This window comes from Actinoplanes sp. L3-i22, assembly GCF_019704555.1.
Taxonomy (GTDB): Bacteria; Actinomycetota; Actinomycetes; order Mycobacteriales; family Micromonosporaceae; genus Actinoplanes.
The window spans coordinates 8723813-8743555 of the sequence record NZ_AP024745.1; the positions used below are offsets into that span (position 1 = coordinate 8723813).

Consider the following 19743-nt stretch of genomic DNA (forward strand, 5'->3'; position numbering starts at 1 on the left):
ACGATCGCCCCGTCCCCCACCGTCCGGCCCCGTAGATCTCCCGGCCGTAGCCGGCGCACCCCACGATCACGATGGCCTCAGGCAACGTCCCGCTCCCCGTCCCGTGGTGTGCCGGTGAACTCCGCCATGGTGGACTCGCCCGGGGCGCTGATCCCGGTCCGGCGCAGCAGGACCAGGGCGGTGCGCAGCAGGATCCTGGCGTTCAGCCCGAGGGAGCGGTGGTCGACGTACCACACGTCGATCGCCAGACGGTCCGTCCAGCTCAGCGCGTTGCGCCCGCTGACCTGCGCGAGCCCGGTGACACCCGGCCGGACGAGATGCCGGCGGGCCTGCTCCGGCGTGTACAGGTCAAGGTAACGCATCAGTAACGGCCGCGGCCCGACAAGGCTCATCTCCCCGCGCAGCACGTTCCAGAGCGTCGGCAGCTCGTCCAGGCTGAACGTCCGCAGCGCGCGACCCAGGCCGGTGAGCCGGTCCCCGTCGCTGACCAGCCCGCGCCGCTCGTCCACGTCCCGCATGGTGCGGAACTTGACCAGGGTGAACTCCCGGCCGTGCAGACCCGGGCGGGGCTGACGGAACAGCACCGGCCGGCCGAGCCGGGCGCCGACCACCACCGCCACCCCGGCGATCACCGGCGAGAAGACCACCAGGCCGGCGCCGGCCACGGCGATGTCCAGCGCCCGCTGGACGACGTCGGTCACCGCGGGCCTCACCGGTGCCCCTCCAGGAACTCCGCGATGTCGTCCAGCACCCGCCGGACCTCGCTCCCGGTCAGCGCCGAGCCGCTGGGCAGGGCCAGGCCGTTGCGGAACAGGTGCTCGGCGGCGCCGGACAGCACCGCCCGGGCGCCGGCGAAGACCGGCTGCAGGTGCATCGGCTTGAACAGCGGCCGGGTCTCCACGTTCCGCGCGGCCAGATGGGCGGCCAGGTCCCGGGCGGGCCAGCCGGTCCGCTCCGGGTCGACCACGATGCCGGTCAGCCAGCAGTTCGCCGCCGGGTCGTCGGCGCCGGGCAGCAGCACCCCGTCGACGTGGGCGAACACCTTGGCGTAGCCGTCCCGGACGGCCCGCCGGCGCTCGATCATCTCGTCCAGCCGGCACAGCTGGGCCCGGCCCAGCGCGGCCAGCAGATTGCTCAGCCGGTAGTTGTAGCCGATCTCGGCGTGCTCGTAGTGCTCGGCCGGCAGCCGCGCCTGGGTCGCCAGGTGCCGCGCCCGCGCGGCGAGCTCCGGGTCCGCGGTGAGCAGCATGCCGCCGCCGGAGGTCGTCATGATCTTGTTGCCGTTGAACGACAGCGCCGCCGCCCGGCCGAACGAGCCGGCCGCCCTGTTCTTGTACGGGCTTTTCTTGTCCGGGCTTTTCGCATACGGGCTTTTCGCATACCGGGCACCGAGCGCCTCGGCCGCGTCCTCGATCACCGGCACGCCGTGCCGCTCGGCCGCCGGGAGGATCCGGTCGTAGTCGGCGCACGACCCGTACAGGTCGACGGTCAGCACGGCCTTCGCCTCGCCCAGCAGGCCCGGCAGCAGATCCGGGTCGAGATTCCCGGTGGCCGGGTCGCAGTCCACGAAGACCGGGGTCGCGCCGGTGTAGGCGACGGCGTTCGCGGTGGCCGCGAACGTCATGGTCGGCACGACGACGACGTCACCCGGGCCGACGCCGATGCCCAGCAGGGCCAGGTGCAGCGCCGCGGTGCCCGAGTTGACCGCGACGGCGTGCGGCACGCCGACCCGGTCGGCGATCTCCCGCTCGAAGAGGTCCAGATCCGGGCCGGCCGGGGCGACCCAGCCCGAGCGGAGCGCGGCCAGCACGTACTCCTGCTCCAGGGGCCCGATGTCCGGACCGGACAGCAGCACGGTGCGATTTTCGGCAAGCATCCCCCACCACCTGTCCTACCGGCGCGGGGGGATGCGTGCGGCTCGGCGTCCTCGCCAGCCATGCTAGCCGGGGCCGGGGGCCCTCAGCCGCTGGTCGCCCAAGCTGGGCTCAGTTGCCCCGAATCATTAGTTACCGGGCAGCCAGCTCGGTGTGAAGTCGATGGCCCAGCCCACGACCGCGCCGACCAGCGCGATCCCGAGCCCGATCAGCATGCCGACGCCGAGCGCCTTGAACCGCTCGTTGTTCGCCAGGATCACGCCGACCGCCCCGGTGACCGGGGCGATGCAGCAGCCGCCGGTGCCGTAGAAATACATCCACTGGTGCGGATCGTCGGTACCGGTCCACAACCAGTTCGCCGCGAACAGGCCGAGACCGACGTGCAACGCGAGCACGAGAATGCCGACCAGCACCGCCAGAGATCCCTTAGCCACACGGGAACGTTAGCCGCACCCGTCCCACCCGGCACACGGGCGGGGTGCCCAGTCTCGGCTGAATCCGGATTTATAACCGCAAACCAGACTTCCTCTTTGGACGTTTTCCGGTGATTTCAAGTGATTTCCGATGCTTCTTGATCAGGGCCGCCCAGACCGCGCCGGCATGCCGCTGCACGATCATCGCGGTCAGCGTCACCAGGCCCGCACCGAGCCAGGCCACCGCGAACCCGAGCAGCGGCCGATCCGCGAACGCCACCCCGCCGAGATAGCCGAGCAGCGCGCTCTGGGTGGCCCAGACCGCCGCGCCGACGAGGGTGAACCCGGCATATCGCCGCGCCGAATAGCCCACCGCACCCGCCGTGAACGCCGTCGCCGAACGCACCCCCGGCACGTACCGCCCGAGAATGATCAGCGGCGCCCCGTGCCGCCGCATCACCGACAGCACCCAGTCATGAATCGCCTCACCCCGTTTGCCCCGCCGCAACCGCCGGGTCACCGCGGGCCCACTCCGCCGCCCGATCAGATAGGCCAGCCCGTCCCCGGCGAGCACCCCGGAAGCCGCCGCGAGAATGACCCAGATCAATAGCGGACGCCCGGTTTCCGCCACTCCGACACTGACCACCACGATGATCGTCTCGCTCGGAATGAACGGCAGCACCACGTCGAACATCGTCGCGGCCAGCACGATCACCAGCACCCAGCGGCTGGTCGCCAGCAGATCGACGTACTGCGAGAACATTCGGCACCTCCCCCGCTGTGCCGAGATTCCCAGCCCCGGGCAGCGCCGAAATGACATCCACGAATACGCCGAACGTCACCCGGACAACAGCGTCCCCTCCCACCAGAAACCTTCCGGCCTCCCCGCAAAGAAACCCTCCGATTTCCCGGCGAGAAACCTTCTGGTCGGCGCGAGGCCGCTTTCCCCCACCCTCAAACCTGCTTCGGTACGCCCATTGCCCCCGCCCACCAAGCCGACCCGACTCCCGCCCCGCCCGCCGCAGCCTGTCCGGTCCAGGCAGCGCCCACCTAGCCGAGCCCCGGCCCGCCCAGCCGAGGCAGCGCCCACCGAGCCGAGCCCCGGCAGGCCGGGACGGGCCGCCCCAGGCCGCCCGGCTCAGGCCGCATCGGCTGTCCGGGCCGCCGGGTCAGGCCGGCACGGGCCGCCGGGCGAACGACGCGACCGACATCGCCGCCACCGCGAGCAACCCCGCCACCGGCGCGAACGTGAACCCCGCCCGGATCGACTCGCCCACCAGCGGGCCGGTGATCGCCGCGCCCGCCGCGCTCCCCACCGTGAACGCCGTGATGATCCAGGCGAACGCCTCGACCGCCGTCCCGGCCGGCGTCAACCGGTCCGCGGTCAGGAACACCGCGGTCAGCACCGGCGGCAGCGAGAACCCGGCGACCGCGAGCAGCACCGCCATCCACCCCGGGTCGGGCACCAGCAGCAGCGGCACGAATCCGAGCGCCAGTCCGGCGGTGACCAGCGGCAACCGCCCGGGCCCGCCGGGCCGCGCCCGCATGTAGAACAGTCCACCGGCCAGCGCCCCGACCGCCTGTGCGGCGAGCAACCACCCGCTCAGCGACCGGTCCCCGGCCGCCTCGGCGTACCCGGTGACCACCACCGGCAGGCTGCCGATCGCCGCCCCCGCGCACATCACCCCGAGCAGGATCACCACGAACCGGGCGACCCGCAGCGGCCCCGCCCAGTGCCTACTCGCGGCCACCCCCCGCCAGACCCGCACGGCCGGCGTCGACGCGAACACCGCCACCCCGACGAGTTGCAGCAACGCGGCGACGACGAGCCCGGCGGGTGGCCCGGCGATCCCCACGGCGAGCAGCGTCACGAGCGGCCCGGTCACGTAGATGACCTCTTGGACGGCGATGTCCAGGGAGTAGGCCGCGGCGACCGCGTCCGCCGCGACCAGCTCCGGCCAGAGCGCGCGCAGGCAGGCTTCCAGCGGCGGCGTGCCGAGGCCGCCCAGGACCGCACCGGCCACCGTCGGCGCGATCGCGTGCCCGCTGAGCGCGACCAGCAGGAAGCCGAGGCCGGAGAGCAGCGTGGAACCCCAGAGCACGGGCGGTTGCCGCCAGCGGTCGACGATGCGGGCCAGAATCGGCGCGCTCACCGCCATGCCCGCAGTGTAGGCGCCGACGACCAGGCCGGCGACGGCGAGGCTGTGCGCCTCGCGGGCGAACAGAAGAAGAGCCAGCGGCGCCGAGGCCATCGGCAGACGCCCGATCTGACTCGCGATCAAAAGCCTTGCGACGTACGGCGTTTTCAGCAGTTTCCCGAGTGCGGACATGCGCTCTTTCGTCTCCGTTGAGGGGTCGGGTCGCGGCGTGGTCGGTTTCGGACACGACTCCACGCCGCGACGCGGTCAGCGCGCGGGGAGATCGTGGGTGGAACCGGCCGGGCGAGTGCCTCAGGGGGCGAAGTCGGCCCGATCGTGGTCGGAGCCGTAGAGCGGCAGATCCGGCGTGACCCAGACGGCGTACGCAGCGGCGACGGCGTCGAGTGGGTTCACGTGAGCAGCGTACCGGAGCGGGCGGCTCACGCCGTACCCCGGGAATCTCCGCAATCGGAAGCGGACCGGGAGGTCGGCGCGGACCGCAACCCCGGCGGCGGCCCCGACCGTGCCAGATCGTTTCAACTGTTGACGCGGGAGCAACGGGATCCGTAGCCTGAATGGCGTCTGAAACGTTTCATCATTTGGAAGAAAGCGGGACCGCCCGATGAGCCTCCCCCTGGACCAGATCAAGGAGACGCTGCGCGCTCAGCGCATCGAGACCCCTTCCTGGGCGTATGCGAACTCCGGCACCCGCTTCAAGGTCTTTCCGCAGCCCGGCGTCCCCCGCGATCCGTTCGAGAAGATCGCCGACGCCGCCGTCGTCCACCGCCTGACCGGAATCGCCCCGACGGTCTCCCTGCACATCCCGTGGGACCGGGTCGACGACTTCACCAAGCTGGCCGAATATGCCCAGGAGCTGGGCGTCACCCTCGGCGCGGTGAACTCGAACGTCTTCCAGGACGAGGACTACAAGCTCGGCTCGGTCACCAACCCGGACCCGCGGGTGCGCCGCAAGGCCACCGACCACCTGCTGCAATGCGTCGACGTGATGGACGCGACCGGGTCGCGCGACATCAAGCTCTGGTTCTCCGACGGCACCAACTACCCTGGCCAGGACGATATCCGCGAGCGGCAGGACCGGCTGGCCACCGCGCTGGGCGAGGTCTACCAGCGGCTCGGCGACGAGCAGCGGATGCTGGTCGAGTACAAGCTGTTCGAGCCGGCCTTCTACACCACCGACCTGCCGGACTGGGGCACCGCGTACGCGCACTGCCTGGAGCTCGGCCCGAAGGCCCAGGTCGTGATCGATACCGGACATCACGCGCCGGGCACCAACATCGAGTTCATCGTCGCGTTCCTGCTGCGGCAGGGGAAGCTCGGCGCGTTCGACTTCAACTCGCGCTTCTACGCCGACGACGACCTGATGGCCGGCGCCGCCGACCCGTTCCAGCTGTTCCGGATCATGTACGAGATCGTCCGCGGGGACGCGTTGAACCCGGCCTACGGGATCAACTTCATGCTCGACCAGTGCCACAACATCGAGGCGAAGATCCCGGCGATCATCCGGTCCGTCCTCAACATCCAGGAGGCGACCGCGAAGGCGCTGCTCGTGGACCGGGAGGTGCTCGGGGCGGCGCAGCGGGACGGGGACGTGCTGGGGGCGAACGGGGCGCTGATGGACGCGTTCAACACGGACGTACGGCCGTTGCTGGCCGATCTTCGGGCGGAGAACGGGCTGGACCCGGATCCGATGGGGGCGTTCCGGCGGTCCGGGTACCTGGCGAAGATCTCGGCGGAGCGGGTGGGCGGCGAGCAGGCCGGTTGGGGCGCCTGAGCAGCCCCTCCGTTCGACATTTCGGTCAGCCCACCGCATCTTCCTCAGCCCAGCCACTTCGCCTCTGCCCCGCCGGCCTTCTAGTTTGCGAACGGCCTGCCGCGGGCCGCTGCGCGGCGCGGGCTGCCTGGCTCGGGCGGCTGCCTGGCGCGGGCTGCCTGGCGCGGCTTTCTTGGGCGGTACTTTCGGGCCGGGTCTTTCGGCGGGTGGTTTCCTCTTGGTCGGGCGGATAGCGTCGGTATCGGCCGAGAGGAAGCCATGGCGGACAAACAGGTCGAGAGCACCGCGCTGGGCGTCGGCACGATCCGCGCCATCGAGAGTCACGAGAGTTCTGAGCTGCGCCTTTTCGAGGACCCCGTTGCCGAGGGGTTCCTCACCGGCACGGTCGCACGGATCGTCCGGAACGGACCGGCCCGCCGCGTCTTCCGCCGCCTGATCGAGGCGGCCGCGCCCGGCATCTACGGCAGCGTCGTCTGCCGTACCCGCCTGATCGACGACGCCTGCGCCCGCTTCCCCCAGGTCGTCCTCATCGGGGCCGGCCTGGACACCCGGCCGTACCGTCTGACCTCGATGTTTCCCCCGGCCCCGGTCTGGGAGATCGACCTGCCCACGGTCCAGTCCGCGAAGAAGGCCGCCGTCCAGCGGGTCCTGGGCACGCTGCCGTCGAACGTCCGCTACCTCCCGGCGGACCTGACCGAGAACCGGCTCGGCGACCTGCTCCCGGCCGCCGGCTTCGACCCGCGCGCGGCTTCGCTGCTCATCTGCGAGGCGGTGCTGCAATATCTGCCGCCACCCACGGCCGACACCATTTTCGCGTATGCGGGGAGCCTCCCGCCCGGCAGCCGCCTGATCTTCACGTACCTGCCGGAGGAGGTCCTGCACGCCCCGCGCCACGCCCGCCGGGTCCGCTGGTTCCGCTGGCAGACCGCGTTCGATCCGGTCCGGCTGCCCGCGCTCCTGGCCACCCACGGCCTGACCTTGACCACCGACCTGGGCCGCGCCGAGTTCGAGTCCCAATGCCTGACCCCGCTCGCCCGCTCCCTCCCCGTAGCCGAACTGGAACGAGTAGCCATAGCCGAAGTCCCCACGCCATAGCCCGCGCCACCGCCACCGCCACCGCACCTGCCCTGCCGCCCGGCGGCCCCGCCGCGCCCGCGCACCCGCCCTGCCGCCGCGCACCCGCCCTGCCGCCGCGCGCCCGCGCTGCCGCCCTGCCGCCGCCCTGCCGCGCCACCGTTCCCGCACCGCTCGGCCTTCTCGACGCCCAGCGCGCCGCGCGGTCGAGACAGGGCGACCGGCGAAGGTGCGGCGAGGTGCGAGTGCGGCTACCCATCGGACTCCCGAGCCGACGGCGAACGAGGCGCAGGCCCGCCGCGCACACTCGCCAGCCGAACCGGGCCGCGCGAAGGCACAGCCGGAGGCGCTGTCAGAGGCGGCGGATTACCGAGACGACCTTGCCGAGGATGGTGACGTTGTCGGCGGGGATCACCGGGTAGTTCGGGTTCTGCGGGACCAGTTCGATGTGGTCGTCGCGGCGGCGGAACGTCTTGACCGTGGCCTCGCCGTCGATCATGGCGGCGACGATCTCGCCGTTCTCCGCGACCGGCTGGGAGCGGACCACGACCACGTCGCCGTCGCAGATCGCGGCGTCGATCATCGAGTCGCCCTTGACGTTCAGCGCGAACAGCGTGCCGTGACCGACCAGGCCGGTGGAGACGGTCAGATGGTCCAGCACGTGCTCCTCGGCCAGGATCGGCGCGCCGGCCGCGATGTCGCCGAGGACCGGGATGGTAACGGCCGGGTCGGAGCCGGCCGAATCGGGCGCGAACTGGTCGCGCACGTCGACGGCCCGGGAACCGTTCGGCTGCCGCCGCAGCAGCCCGTGCCGCTCGAGAACCTTGAGATGATGCGCCACCGACGACGGCGAGACGAGCCCGACCGCCGCCCCGATCTCCCGCACGGTGGGCGGAAAGCCCCGCTCCCGCACCGAATCGCGAATCACCGCGAGAATGCGCTGCTGTTTCGCGGTGATCCGCGGCTGCGACCCGTCGGACCCGGCATCGACGCTCATGTCCGCACCTTACCCCATGATTAGATCAGATGTACTAATCGTGACCGGAACCGCACGTTCGAGTGCACCTACGACTCACGAGCAACCGCCGCCCGGATCTGGCCGAGCCACTCCGCCGCGAGCCGCCGCCCGTCCGGAAGTTGATCACCACGCTCCCATCGCCAGGTCGTGATCATCGCGAGCACCAGGGTCCGGCAGTCCCGCAGCAGCTCCCGATCGATCCCCGGATAGTGGTCGCCGACGTCCTCGGGCGCGTGCGCGAGGTCGAACTCGACGGGCCCGCGGCAGCACGTCTCGAGGTCGATGAAGCGTGGCCCGTCCATCGTGGCCAGCAGGTTCCCGGGATGCGGCTCGCCGTGCAGCAGCTGCTCGGCCGCGCCCCGGCCGGCGATGGCCCGCCGCAGGCCCCGCAGGGTGTCGCCGAGCAGCTCCCGGTCCGCGGCGGCGAGCTCCGGCGTTCGGTCCGGTTCCGCCACGAGCCGCTGCGCCCACTCGACCCGATCCATGAAGTGCGGCGCCGGTACGCCAACCCCGCGCATCCCGGCGTGCAGCCCCCGGAGCGCCTCCGCATACTCCCCCGGCGAACACTCCTGAGCAGGCTCGTAATAGGTCCACAGCGTGATCAGGTAACCGTCACGCGCGTAGACCCGCGGCTCCACCCGAGGATCCAGCGCGGCCACCGGACTGCCGGCCTCGGCCAGCCGTTGCGCGAGCTCGATCTCGAAATACGCGATCTGATCCGTCGCCGGCGCCACCCGGGCCAGCACGTCGCAGGGCAACAGCCGCAGCGTCAGCTTGTTCGAGTTCTGGAGCACGACCGCGTCGCCGGCGTCGAGACCGAGCGACGAGGCGGTCGCCATCGCCGCGGCCACCGCCCGCGAGACCTCCGAAGTCTCCACGACCACCCGTCTCCCTGAACCAGCTTCGCGCGGACCCCGCCCCCGGCCGCCGCCTCCGCCTCGGCCGCCGCCATTCCAGCACGCCCCTACGACGTCGACGGAGCCGGCGCACGAAGCACCGGATCAACGCACGAAGAGCAGGAACAGCCCGGCCCAGGTACATCCGATCATGAACAGCACCAGCGGCAACTCGCCGGCGAGCGTGGCCAGCGTCGACCGCCCCGGCACAGCGACCGCAACCCCCGCCGAGTCACCCCCGACCACGAGCCCGGACACGGCAACAGGCGCCGACGCGGCAGCGAGCGGCAATCCCGCAACGGGCAGCGGCCCGGCGGGCCGCGACGCGGTTGCGGGCGGCAACGCGGCGGCGAGCGGCGGCCCGCCGACGGGTGACGCGGCGGCGGTGATGGCCGCGTCGTGGGCGACGATCACGCCGAGTACATGTCCGACCAGGATCAGCGCGACCTGCGCGACCGCGATCACCGCCGGGATCGGCACCACGTTCCACGCCGCACCCGGCGCCACACCCCACTGCTGGACCAGCAGAACAACACCCCGCGGCGCCTCGACCACCAGCAAAGACAGGTAATGGGCCAGGGTGTAACCCACCGCGATCGGCACCAGCGAGGCGGTCACGTCAAGCTTTCCAGCAATTTTGCGTACGGCGATCAGCACGCCCGCACACACCAGCACCAGCGCCCCGCTCGCATAGAGCGAGGCATGCCCGGCACGCTGCGTGAACCCGGCCCAGACCGGCGACCCCGAAGCGCTGTCGAAGACCGTCGATCCCCACCACACCGCCACGAAGGCCGCCAGCCCGCCGGCGAACGGCAACGGAACGGCGAGACCACTGAGCGGAACCCGCCACCGGAGCGGACTGAGCCGCCCGGCCAACTCCGAGTAGAGCTCGAAGCAGTCACCCCGGGCGAACCACTCCTCGCCCCGGAGCAGCGCCATCCCGAGTTGCGCCACCGCGTACCCAAGCAGGCAGCAACCGATCACCAGCGGATCCGTCCGATCCGGGGCGACCAGCTCGAACCAGACGAACGCCAGCAGCCACAGAACGCCCGGCCACGCCGCGGCCCCCGGTCCCGGCCGCAGCCCGGCGCGCGGGAACCGCAGCAGCCGGGCGAGCGTCCGCAGCGGGTTGACCGCCCGCCACACCGGCCCGAAGAGCACGCTGAGCGGCACCAGCCCGACCCACAACCAGACGAACAGCGCATGCGCCGCCGGGTTCGCCGAGTTCCGCGGGCCGAGCAGCGCGTTCCCCACCAGGTACGCGGAGAGCAGCAGCACGGCGATACGCAGCGCCGGCAGCCAGCCCGCGGTCCGCACCGGCCGGATCGTGCCCCCGCCCAGCCGCGGCCGGGTCCACAGCACCGCCGCGATCAGAAAGGAGAGCACCACGGTCGCCGCGCCGGCCTGCAGCACCAGGTCGAGCGGCAACGGCAGGTCGGACGAGCTACCGACACCATGAGCGAGCAGCACGCCGGACGAGCCGCCTCCATGAGCGAGCGGCACGCCGGACGAACCGCCTCCATGAGCGAGCGGCAACAGCACGCCGGGTGAGCTGCCTCCAAGGGCGAGTGGGCTCACTTCACTTCGAGCTGGAGGAGCAGCGTGTCCGGGTGGGCCTCGACGTCGAAGAGCCCGGCCTGCGAGGCGACGAACACGATGCACGTCGGCTGGCCGGGCTGCACCGGATACTCCAGGTCGTAGCCGTGCACGTGGATCTGCGCGGCGGCGTCCACCGAGACACCGAGCCGGACCTGGCTGCCGAGCGGCACGCTCACCCGGTGCGGCGCCGGCGAGGCCTTACCGCCCTGCAGCGCCACGGTGGCGACAACCTGATCCGGGACCGCCGAGCCGCACGCGGCCGGGGCGGCGGCCTGCGCCGCCGGTGCCTGCGCGCACCCGGGCAGCAGCGCGAGCGCCGCCAGCAGGAACGGAACGAGCCGCAGCGATCGCCGCCGCGGACCGGACATCGCCGGCGAGAGCGCCGGAGCTGCCGGGAAGACCGACGAGAGCAACGGAACCGGAGCCGGCAGCACGGCCGACGAGGACAACGACAGCGGCGGAAGCTGCGCCGGCAGCACGGCCGACGAGTCCGACGACGGAAGCGGCGCCGACCTCGCGGCCGGAGAGGCCGACGAGCGCGGTGCCATCGGAGGCGCCGAGCGCGGCGACCGGCGCCGGGTCAGCGACAGCACCGCCAGCTGCAGGAAGGTCGCGATCGACGCCGACGACACCAGCAGCACGAACGCCGCGAACAGCGACGAGGCCGAGACCAGGCTGGTCGCGGTCATCAGGGTGTTGACGCCGATGACCGCCGGCAGGACCAGGAACGCCGACGACACCAGTAGAAGCAGCCCGATCAGCACCTTCACACCTCCTCCTGGGCGACCGCCGCGCGTTCCTGGGCGACCGCCGCGCGCTGCGCCAGCGTCCGCAGCACCGACGCGCCGGCCACCGCGACCCCGGCGCCCAGGCCGAGGGCGAGCACGACCAGCACCCGTTCCACCACCGGCGGCCCGGCGAACGGCAGGACCGCCCGGTGGAACGCGGTGACATCCGGGAAGACGAAGACCGCGGTCAGCGCGGCGCCCGCACACACCGCGAGCAGCCCGGCGGGCCGGCCACGGAGCGCGACCCAGGCGCCGCCGAGCAGCAGCGGCCAGCTCAGCAGGTTGATCCCGGCCGCGTTGAGGAACGTGCCGGCGAGCGGCGCCGACTCGACCGCAAGGGTGGATCCGGTGACGTGCGCGACCGACGCGGCCATCGCGATCCCGCCGGCCGCGGCGAGCAGCAGGTCGGCGCGGTGCAGGCGGCGGGCGATCACGGGTACGGCCACGGCCGCCACGATAGCCAGCCCCCACCAGGGCAGCGGATTCGGCGGACGCTCACCGGTGAGGACGCCGGTGACGGTCACCGGGGTGCCGTTCGCGTCGAGCGGGAGCGACCAGTCCGCCGTACGGCCGAAATCGATGTTTTTGTTTTCTGGGGTTGATCTTGAATCTGCCCAGGTCAAGGCGGATCCCGGGGCGACGACGCGGTCGATGCCACCGATCGTGATCGGGCCGCCGGTGTCGTTGGTCAGGCGGAGCTTGGCGCCGTCCTCGATCGCGACGACGGTCAGTCCCGGGATCGCCGGTGTGATGGCCACCACGCGACTGCGGGCGTCGGTGGCCACGAGACCCCCGGCGTGCGCCGACGCCGGCCCGGCAGCACCGAGCACGATCGCCCCGGCGACCAGCGCGAGCACCGCCAGACGTCGGACCACCAGTCGCCCCAACGCCGATCGCCGCAGGGCCGGTCGCTGCAACACCGGCCGCTGCAACGCCAGCCGCCGCAACACCGATCGCCACGGCGCCAGCCGCTGCGACGCCGGTCGCCACGACGCCAGCCGCTGCGGCGCCGACCGCCGCGTGGTCGGTCGCCGTGACGCCGGGAACGGTCTCATACCGATCGGCTCATTCCGGCTGGAGGAACTGGATGCTGCGGGTGACCAGCACCGTTGCCGCGCCGGTGAACGCGGTCAGGGTGAGCAGGCCGCTCACCATGTGGATGTTCCACCCGACCGTGCCGGTCTGAATCTGGCCGACCAGCAGCACCGCGCCCCAGACGGCCGGCGGCGCGACCAGCCCGAACGCGAGCCAGCGAGCCGTGACCGGAGCGCTGACCAGGTGATTCGCCACGCGGAGCACCAACTCGACGACCGGCGCGGCGAGCGCGACGGTGAGCTGCGGCCACCAGGGCGCCTCGGAGTCGAACATCAGGTGCATGAGCAGCGCCGGGATGGCGACGAGCGCGGTCGGCAGGCCGATCGGCAGCGGCCAGCGGCGGCCGATCATCAGGATCGGAACGAGCAGCAGAACCGTGCTGAACAGGTAACCGTGGACGAGCTGACCGTCCGGGGAGAACACGTTCGGCACGGCGACGCCGGTGCCCAGATGGCGGAAGCCGAGCGCGCTGGCGTGCAGGGAGTAGATGTGCAGCGGCAGCACGGAGAAGAGCGCGGAGATCCCGACCAGCCAGGCGCTGCCGAAGCCGAGCGTGCGACCCGGGACGGTGGCCATCATCAGCGCCGGGCCCATCGCGACCAGCACCATGCCCAGGATGATCAGCTCATGGCTGGGACTGACGAAGATCTCCAGGTTCTTCTCGATGCCGAAGATGTTGTGCCAGAGCGTGTCGACACCCCCGCCGACCAGCAGGGAGGCCATGCCGAGGAGCGGGATCCGGAGGGCGTTGGGCAAGGAGATCAAGCTTTGGTACGTCGGGATCGCTGGCAGTCTCGACCGCATGATCCAGAGGAGCGTGAACCCGGACGCCGCGATGCCGGAGTAGAGCACCCCGTGCCACGGGGTCCAGAACGTCTCCAGCTCGGGCGTGGTGGCGTGGGCATACGCGTCGAGCTGCAGGCCGATCACCAGCCAGGCGCTCGCGACCAGCAGCACCCATCGCTCCCGCGCGGTGAACGCGGCAAATCCGGGCGCAGCCTCGGTGGGCTGCGGCCGTTCCACGGACGTTGTCACGTTTCCCCCTCCGTTCGAACCGGGCGAACGTAACCTACATCGCCGGTGTTACATGGATCGATCAGATACCGGACCTGTGGACAACGGATTGACGCGGGACGCCCCCGGCCTGTGGATAAGGTGTCTGCCGTGGCGAACCTGCGGGAAAACCAGAAGCTGATGACCCGGCGGCTGCTACTGGATCATGGCCTGGCGCTGTTCCACGAGAAGGGCTACGCGACGACCACGATCGACGAGATCGCGGCCGCGGCCGGCACCACCCGGACCACGTTCTACCTGCACTTCCCGTCGAAATCGCAACTCATGCGGGCGCTCATCACGGATGTCGACGCCATCCTGACCGGCGCGGACGAGCCGCCGCTGGCCGAGGTCGTCGAGCGCGGCGACCGGGACCTGATCGAGCAGTGGATCGGCCGGAAGTTCGATCAGTGGGAGTCGATCCGGCCCTACCTGGTCGCGACATACCAGGCGGCGGTGCTGGAACCGGAGATCGCCGCCGCCCTGGAGACCTGGTTCCTGGCGACGACCGGGGCCATGCACGAGGGCCTGAACCGCGCCGGCCGCTTCGACCCGGCCAGCCGGAACATCCGCTGCGTGCTGGCCTTCGGCCAGTTCGAGTTCCTGGCGCGGCGCTGGCTACGGACGGGTTGGACCTTCGACCGCGACATCGCCCTCAAGTCCCTCACCGACTCCTGGCACCACCTACTGGCATAGCCCACCGCCGCAGCCACCCCCATCCGCGAGCGCGCCCACCGCTACAGCCACCTGCACCACCAGCCCGCCGCCGCAACCGCGCCTGCTGCCAGCGCGCCCACCGCAGCCCCCAGCGCGCCCGCCGCAACCGCCCGCGCCGCCGCGCCCGCGACCGCCGCCGTCGCCCGCGCCGCCGCCGTCTTCAGCCGAGGCGGGCGAGTTGCTCCTCGAGGTGGAAGATGTGGTCGAGCACCAGCATGCCCTCGTCCGGCCGCAGCTCGCCGAGGACCGGGAAGAACTCGGCCATAGCGGCCTGCCAGCGGGCGTTTACCTCGGTGCGGGCCATCGCCTCCTGAGCCGCCGCGAAATCGTCGGTCTCCAAAGTCCCGACCAGCAGCCCATCCGGCCGCAGGAAGAGCCGGTAGTTCCGCCAGCCGGTCGCCTGCAACGCCTTGATCATGTCCGGCCAGACAGCGGCATGCGCTTCCCTGTAGGCGTCCAGCTTTGCGGGATCGACCTGAAGCGTGAAACAGACGTGGGTCACCTCATGAAACGTATCAGTCAGCAGGTCGAGTGGAACAGCCCTCCGACCGCTGCCCCCGCAGCCAGCTCGTTGTAGATCCGCACCGCCTCCTTGGTCTCCGCAACATGCACCTCGACATCCCGTTCCCGGAGCAGCTCCATCGTCGCCGGGTCGACCTGCAGCACCAGGTCCATCCCGCGGGAGAGCACCACCGTCGTAGCCCCGTTCTCCAACAATTCGACGACGTCAGCCGGCTGGATGCCGGGCTCATGCCGCGTACCGGTCTCATTCCAGTCCCAGGCGCGCCCACCCCCGGGCCACAGCTTGAAGTCCTTGCCGTCAGGAAGCCCCTCGACCGTCATCACTCCCCAGGAAACCGCAAGAACCCTCGGCGAATCCGCCATAGTCATCCCTCCAAGCCCACCAGTCACCACTCGACCTCGAACCACCACTACCACGCCCCAGCAGGCACAAACCCCCGCCCCAAACGCAGATCTTCGCCCCACACACAGAGCCCACACCCTGTTCCCGCACGAAGCCTTTCGCTCCGCCGCCCCGGCCGAGGCCAGTCGCCCGCCGTGGCCGTAGCCCGCACCGCCCCGCCGAGGTCAGCCGCCTGCCGTGGCCGTAGCCCGCACCGCCCCGCCGAGGTCAGCCGCCTGCCGTGGCCGTAGGCCGCACCGCCCCGCCGAGGTCAGCCGCCTGCCGTGGCCGTAGCCCGCACCGCCCCGCCGAGGTCAGCCGCCTGCCGTGGCCGTAGGCCGCACCGCCCCGCCGAGGTCAGCCGCCTGCCGTGGCCATGGCCTGCAACGCCTCGGCCAGTCGCGCCGCCGCGGCCGGAAGCGGATCCTGAAGCCAGGCCAGCGTCATTCGCCGGCCTTCGTCCGGGCCGCCCCGAACCGGCAGCACCCGAACCCCCTCCGGCACCGTTCCGGCCAGCACCGGCGGGATGGTCGTCAGCCCGCACCCAGCGGCAACCAGGTGCAGCTTCGCCAGCCAGTCGCGGGCCACGTGCGCGATCACCGGCCGTTCGTCAAGCCCTGGCCACACTCCCATCAGCCGTTCGTTCCCGGAACTCTGACCTGCGATCCATTCCTGGCCACGCAGGTCTGCGACGTCCACGAACGAGCCCCCGGCCAGCGGATGCGTCGCCGGCACCGCGACCATCAGGCTGCGGTCGGTCAGCACCCGCGTCCGCAACGGCACACCGTCCGTGTCCGGCGGCCGGTGCGGTGGCTCAGTCGCGACCACCGCGAGATCCAGGCTGCCCGCGCGCAGCGCCCGGATCAAGGCCGGTGTCGAGCCTTCCCGGCTGGTCACGGTCACCGCTGGATGCGTACGCCGCAACTCACTCAACACCCGTGGCACCAGCCCAGCCCCGGCACTGGTGAACCACCCGAGCCGCACCCGGCCACCCGCTCCCGGCAGCCCGGCCAGCTCCCGCGCCGCCGCGTCGACCTGTTCGGCCACCGCAACCGCACGGCGCAGCACGATCCGTCCAGCGGGGGTCAGCCGCACCCCCTCGTGCCGCCTCTCCAGCAGGTCCGCCCCAACAGCCCGCTCGAGAGTCGCAATCTGCCGAGAAACCGCAGATTGCGTATAGCCCAGGGCGGCGGCCGCAGCGGTGAACGTGCCCCGCTCCGCCACCTCCCGGAACACCCGCAAAGCTACCAACGAAGCGTCCGTGATCGCCATGACTTCTACTCATACCAGGTATGAGTAAATCTCGTTGGTCGCATGCCCGAGGCATGCCTAGCTTTGTCGCATGACTTCACGCATCGCCCTGGTCACCGGGGCTACTCAGGGGCTCGGCACGGCGCTGGTGGCCGGCCTGGCGCAACGGATGGATCCGGCCGACACCGTCTATCTGACAGGCCGCGACGCGGCCCGGGTGGGCACGGCAGTCAGTTCTCTCCCGGTTACTTCAGCTGAGGTACGAGGTGAGGTGCTCGACGTCTCCGATCCCGACTCGGTCACCCGTCTCGCCGCCGAGCTGAACGATCGCCACGGCGGCATCGACATCCTCTTCAACAACGCGGTGATGCGCGTCGGCCCGGACGACGACCCCCGAGCGATCGTCGAGGAGTACACGCAGGTCAACAACTTCGGCACCACCCGGGTGATGCGCGCCTTCGCCCCGCTGCTCCGCGAGGGCGGCCGGCTGCTCGTGGTGGCCAGTTCGCTCGGCTCGCTGAAGTTCCTGGCCCCGGTGCTGCACGACCGCTTCGACGGCCTGTCCTCGCTCGACGCGGTGGACGCGGCGACGGCCGCCTGGCGCGACCAGGTCCGGGACGGCAGTGCCCGAGCCGGCGCCTGGCCCGGCTTCGTCAACATCCCGTCCAAGATCGCCCAGGTCGCCGCCGTCCGCGCCCTGGCCGCCGAGCGCCGCCCACGGGACACCGAGCGCGGCATTCTCCTGGCATCGGTCTGCCCCGGCATGATGAACACGCCGACCTCGGCCCTGTGGTGGGACGTCAGCGACGCCCCCACCCCGGAGCAGGCCGCCGACCCGCTGCTGCCCTTGGCGCTCGATCCGATCAAGCCGGAGCACTACGGCGAGCTGATCCGCGACGGTGCCGTCCTCCCCTGGCGCCCGGCCACCTGACAGCGACGCGACCGCAGACCAACAGGCAACACGGCGCAGCGCGGGTGCGGGGCCGGATGCAAGCCGGACGCGGGCGCGGGGCTGGGCGCGGGGCCGGATGCGGGCGTGGGGCCAAGCACGGGCGCGGGGCTGGGCGCGGGGCTGGGCGCGGGCGCGAGGCTGGGCGCGGGCGCGGGGCTGGGCGCGGGGCTGGGCTGGGTGCGGCCGGGAAAAGCGCTGCGCTGCGCGGCACGGGCACGGCGCGGGCGTGGAGGCGGCGGTGGGCCGACTGGCTCTGGGCACTTATGGCGCTGGAGACCGCCACGGGAGCATCGATGCTGCGTTGTACTCGCGGGACCGGGCGACTGCGCAACCACTCCCCGGTCGCTCAGCGGCCACACAGTGTCACGCGCGCACAGTACTTGCCGGAGGCCGTGGTGAGAATCCGCACGTGAGTGGTCATTTTCACGGCATACGGGTATGCGGAAGTGCGCTGTACTAAGCGGACGGACTGCGACGGGAGCAGGCAATGACTCAGGCAAGTCACCGCCAACGTGTGGTCGTGGTGGGGGCCGGTTTCGGCGGACTCTTCGCGATCAAGGCGCTGCGCAAGGCTCCGGTGGACATCACCCTCATCAACGGTACGGCGTATCACCTCTTCCAGCCGCTGCTCTACCAGGTGGCGACCGGGATCCTGTCCGAGGGTGAGATCGCCCCGCCGATCCGCGAGGTGCTGAAGAACCAGGACAACGTCGACGTCCGCCTCGGCTGGGTGTCGGACATCGACATCGAGAAGAAGGTCGTCTCGGTGTCCGGTCCGGGCATCGACTACACCGTTGAGTACGACACGCTGATCGTGGCGGCCGGCGCCTCCCAGTCGTACTTCGGCAACGACCAGTTCGCCGACCACGCGCCCGGTATGAAGAGCATTGACGACGCGCTCGAACTGCGCGCCCGGATCTTCGGCGCGTTCGAGGTGGCGGACCTGCACACCGACCCGGAGACGATCCAGCGCTGGCTGACCTTCGTGGTGGTCGGCGCCGGTCCGACCGGCACCGAACTCGCCGGTCAGATCGCCGAGTTGGCCCACCGGACGCTGCCGGGGCAGTACAAGCACATCGACCCGCGCAAGGCACGGATCATCCTGGTCGACGCGATCGGGGCGGTGCTCAACACGTTCGGCGACCACCTCTCGGCCGGTGCGCAGCGCCAGCTGGAGAAGCTCGGTGTCGAGGTCAAGCTGAACACCAAGGTGGTCGGCGTCGACTCGACCGGTATCGAGGTCGAGGACGCGAACGGCCGGCACACCATCCCGTCGATCACCAAGGTGTGGGCGGCCGGGGTCGCCGCGCCGCCGCTGGCTCGCAAGCTGGCCGAGGCCGCCGGGGCGAAGACCGACCGGGCCGGCCGGGTCCTGGTGGAGAAGGACACCACGCTGCCCGGGCACCCGGAGATCTTCGTGCTCGGCGACATGATGAACCTGGCCGGCGCGGACGGTAAGCCGCTGCCCGGGGTCGCGCAGGTCGCCATCCAGAGTGGCCGGCACGCCGCCGACCAGATCAAGCGGCGGCTCGGTGGCAAGGACACCGGGCAGGCGTTCAAGTACTTCGACAAGGGCAGCCTGGCGACGATCTCCCGGTTCTCCGCGGTGGCCAGCGTGGGCAAGATTCACCTGTCCGGCTTCCCGGCCTGGGTCGTGTGGGTCGCGGTGCACCTGTTCTACCTGGTCGGGTTCAAGAACCGGGTGACGGCGGTGCTCCACTGGGCGGTCAGCTTCATCGGCCGTGGGCGTTCGGAGCGGGTGGCCACGCAGCAGCAAGCGTTCGCCCGGCGCGCGATCCGGGCGTATGGCGACCCGTTCGAACGCGAGCGCGCCGACGCCGTCACGGCCCACAAGCAGGAGCTCGCCAACCACGCGGCCGCCTCGGAGACGAAGCAGCCGACCGTCCAGGCAGAGCCCACGCGGACGCAGGAGACGGAGCGGCCGACGGCCGACACCGAGCCGGAACGGGAACCCTTGAGCGTCCGCGAGTAGTCCGGCGATACGCGCGAGTCTCGCCCGGGAGGGCAAGCCCACCGCTCCCGGCGGGACGGCGACCGGGCCGGGAACGACCGGACCGGGCCGGGCCGGAGCCGGCCGGGGCCGGAGCCGGCCGAGGCGGCGCGGTGCCGGCCAGGCCGAGGCGGGGCCGGCCAGGCCGAGGCGGGGCCGGCCAGGCCG

19 protein-coding genes are annotated in these 19743 nt (G+C 71.5%); 5 read left to right on the forward strand and 14 right to left on the reverse strand.

The annotated features are described in order from the left end of the window. Nucleotides 1-77: 77 nt before the first annotated feature. From L3i22_RS39090 to L3i22_RS39110, 5 genes are all read right to left on the reverse strand, one after another. A complete protein-coding gene (locus L3i22_RS39090) occupies nucleotides 78-713 on the reverse strand; it encodes a sugar transferase (protein ID WP_304523439.1) in 636 nt (211 codons plus the stop codon). Further along, complete coding sequence (locus L3i22_RS39095; protein ID WP_221322496.1) at nucleotides 710-1876, reverse strand: DegT/DnrJ/EryC1/StrS aminotransferase family protein; 1167 nt, start codon at nucleotides 1874-1876, stop codon at nucleotides 710-712. Before L3i22_RS39095 ends, L3i22_RS39090 begins: the two co-directional genes overlap by 4 nt. Before the next feature lie 126 nt (nucleotides 1877-2002). Beyond that, nucleotides 2003-2308, reverse strand: a complete 306-nt coding sequence (locus L3i22_RS39100; protein WP_221322497.1) for a hypothetical protein — start codon at nucleotides 2306-2308, stop codon at nucleotides 2003-2005. Between the two features lie 70 nt (nucleotides 2309-2378). After that, nucleotides 2379-3008 (reverse strand): DedA family protein, encoded by a 630-nt coding sequence (locus L3i22_RS39105; RefSeq protein ID WP_221322498.1) that lies wholly within the window; start codon nucleotides 3006-3008, stop codon nucleotides 2379-2381. Between the two features lie 448 nt (nucleotides 3009-3456). After that, nucleotides 3457-4617, reverse strand: coding sequence for an MFS transporter (locus L3i22_RS39110; RefSeq protein WP_221322499.1), 1161 nt, complete (start codon nucleotides 4615-4617; stop codon nucleotides 3457-3459). Between the two features lie 430 nt (nucleotides 4618-5047). Between L3i22_RS39110 and rhaI the strand changes: the two genes are divergently transcribed. Continuing rightward, nucleotides 5048-6217 carry an L-rhamnose isomerase gene (gene rhaI / locus L3i22_RS39115; protein ID WP_221322500.1) on the forward strand — a complete coding sequence of 390 codons (1170 nt, stop codon included), beginning with the start codon at nucleotides 5048-5050 and terminating at the stop codon, nucleotides 6215-6217. Nucleotides 6218-6475: 258 nt separating this feature from the next. After that, entirely contained in the window at nucleotides 6476-7312 is an 837-nt protein-coding gene (locus L3i22_RS39120; protein WP_221322501.1) for an SAM-dependent methyltransferase, read from the forward strand. A 331-nt stretch (nucleotides 7313-7643) separates the two neighbouring features. Here L3i22_RS39120 and lexA read toward each other — a convergent pair whose 3' ends face one another. The 6 genes from lexA to L3i22_RS39150 form a co-directional block, all read right to left on the reverse strand. Then, the gene (lexA, locus tag L3i22_RS39125) at nucleotides 7644-8288 is read right to left on the reverse strand and encodes a transcriptional repressor LexA (protein WP_221322502.1); all 645 of its coding nucleotides are present in this window, start codon (nucleotides 8286-8288) and stop codon (nucleotides 7644-7646) included. Nucleotides 8289-8356: 68 nt separating this feature from the next. Then, entirely contained in the window at nucleotides 8357-9187 is an 831-nt protein-coding gene (locus L3i22_RS39130) for a phosphotransferase (RefSeq protein WP_255657508.1), read from the reverse strand. Nucleotides 9188-9310: 123 nt separating this feature from the next. Continuing rightward, complete coding sequence (locus L3i22_RS39135; RefSeq protein WP_255657509.1) at nucleotides 9311-10708, reverse strand: hypothetical protein; 1398 nt, start codon at nucleotides 10706-10708, stop codon at nucleotides 9311-9313. A 71-nt stretch (nucleotides 10709-10779) separates the two neighbouring features. Further along, a complete protein-coding gene (locus L3i22_RS39140) occupies nucleotides 10780-11574 on the reverse strand; it encodes a hypothetical protein (RefSeq protein WP_221322503.1) in 795 nt (264 codons plus the stop codon). Next, entirely contained in the window at nucleotides 11571-12467 is an 897-nt protein-coding gene (locus tag L3i22_RS39145) for a hypothetical protein (protein WP_255657510.1), read from the reverse strand. Before L3i22_RS39145 ends, L3i22_RS39140 begins: the two co-directional genes overlap by 4 nt. A gap of 190 nt (nucleotides 12468-12657) precedes the next feature. Then, nucleotides 12658-13722 carry a hypothetical protein gene (locus L3i22_RS39150; protein ID WP_221322504.1) on the reverse strand — a complete coding sequence of 355 codons (1065 nt, stop codon included), beginning with the start codon at nucleotides 13720-13722 and terminating at the stop codon, nucleotides 12658-12660. A gap of 129 nt (nucleotides 13723-13851) precedes the next feature. Between L3i22_RS39150 and L3i22_RS39155 the strand changes: the two genes are divergently transcribed. Continuing rightward, the gene (locus tag L3i22_RS39155; RefSeq protein WP_221322505.1) at nucleotides 13852-14436 is read left to right on the forward strand and encodes a TetR/AcrR family transcriptional regulator; all 585 of its coding nucleotides are present in this window, start codon (nucleotides 13852-13854) and stop codon (nucleotides 14434-14436) included. A gap of 181 nt (nucleotides 14437-14617) precedes the next feature. On the opposite strand, the gene L3i22_RS39160 is transcribed toward L3i22_RS39155, so the two are convergent. The 3 genes from L3i22_RS39160 to L3i22_RS39170 all read right to left on the reverse strand — a co-directional run bounded on the left by L3i22_RS39160 (nucleotide 14618) and on the right by L3i22_RS39170 (nucleotide 16633). Continuing rightward, nucleotides 14618-14959: an L-rhamnose mutarotase gene (locus L3i22_RS39160; protein ID WP_221322506.1), complete on the reverse strand. Its 342-nt coding sequence runs from the start codon at nucleotides 14957-14959 to the stop codon at nucleotides 14618-14620. 17 nt (nucleotides 14960-14976) lie between these two features. Then, nucleotides 14977-15348, reverse strand: a complete 372-nt coding sequence (locus L3i22_RS39165; protein WP_370644282.1) for an Mth938-like domain-containing protein — start codon at nucleotides 15346-15348, stop codon at nucleotides 14977-14979. A 370-nt stretch (nucleotides 15349-15718) separates the two neighbouring features. Further along, nucleotides 15719-16633, reverse strand: a complete 915-nt coding sequence (locus tag L3i22_RS39170) for a LysR family transcriptional regulator (RefSeq protein ID WP_221322507.1) — start codon at nucleotides 16631-16633, stop codon at nucleotides 15719-15721. Nucleotides 16634-16703: 70 nt separating this feature from the next. Here L3i22_RS39170 and L3i22_RS39175 point away from each other — a divergent pair, with 70 nt between their 5' ends. Both L3i22_RS39175 and L3i22_RS39180 read left to right on the forward strand, forming a co-directional pair. Then, nucleotides 16704-17543: an SDR family NAD(P)-dependent oxidoreductase gene (locus L3i22_RS39175; protein ID WP_221322508.1), complete on the forward strand. Its 840-nt coding sequence runs from the start codon at nucleotides 16704-16706 to the stop codon at nucleotides 17541-17543. A gap of 541 nt (nucleotides 17544-18084) precedes the next feature. After that, complete coding sequence (locus L3i22_RS39180) at nucleotides 18085-19557, forward strand: NAD(P)/FAD-dependent oxidoreductase (RefSeq protein WP_255657511.1); 1473 nt, start codon at nucleotides 18085-18087, stop codon at nucleotides 19555-19557. The last annotated feature ends 186 nt before the right edge of the window (nucleotides 19558-19743 follow it).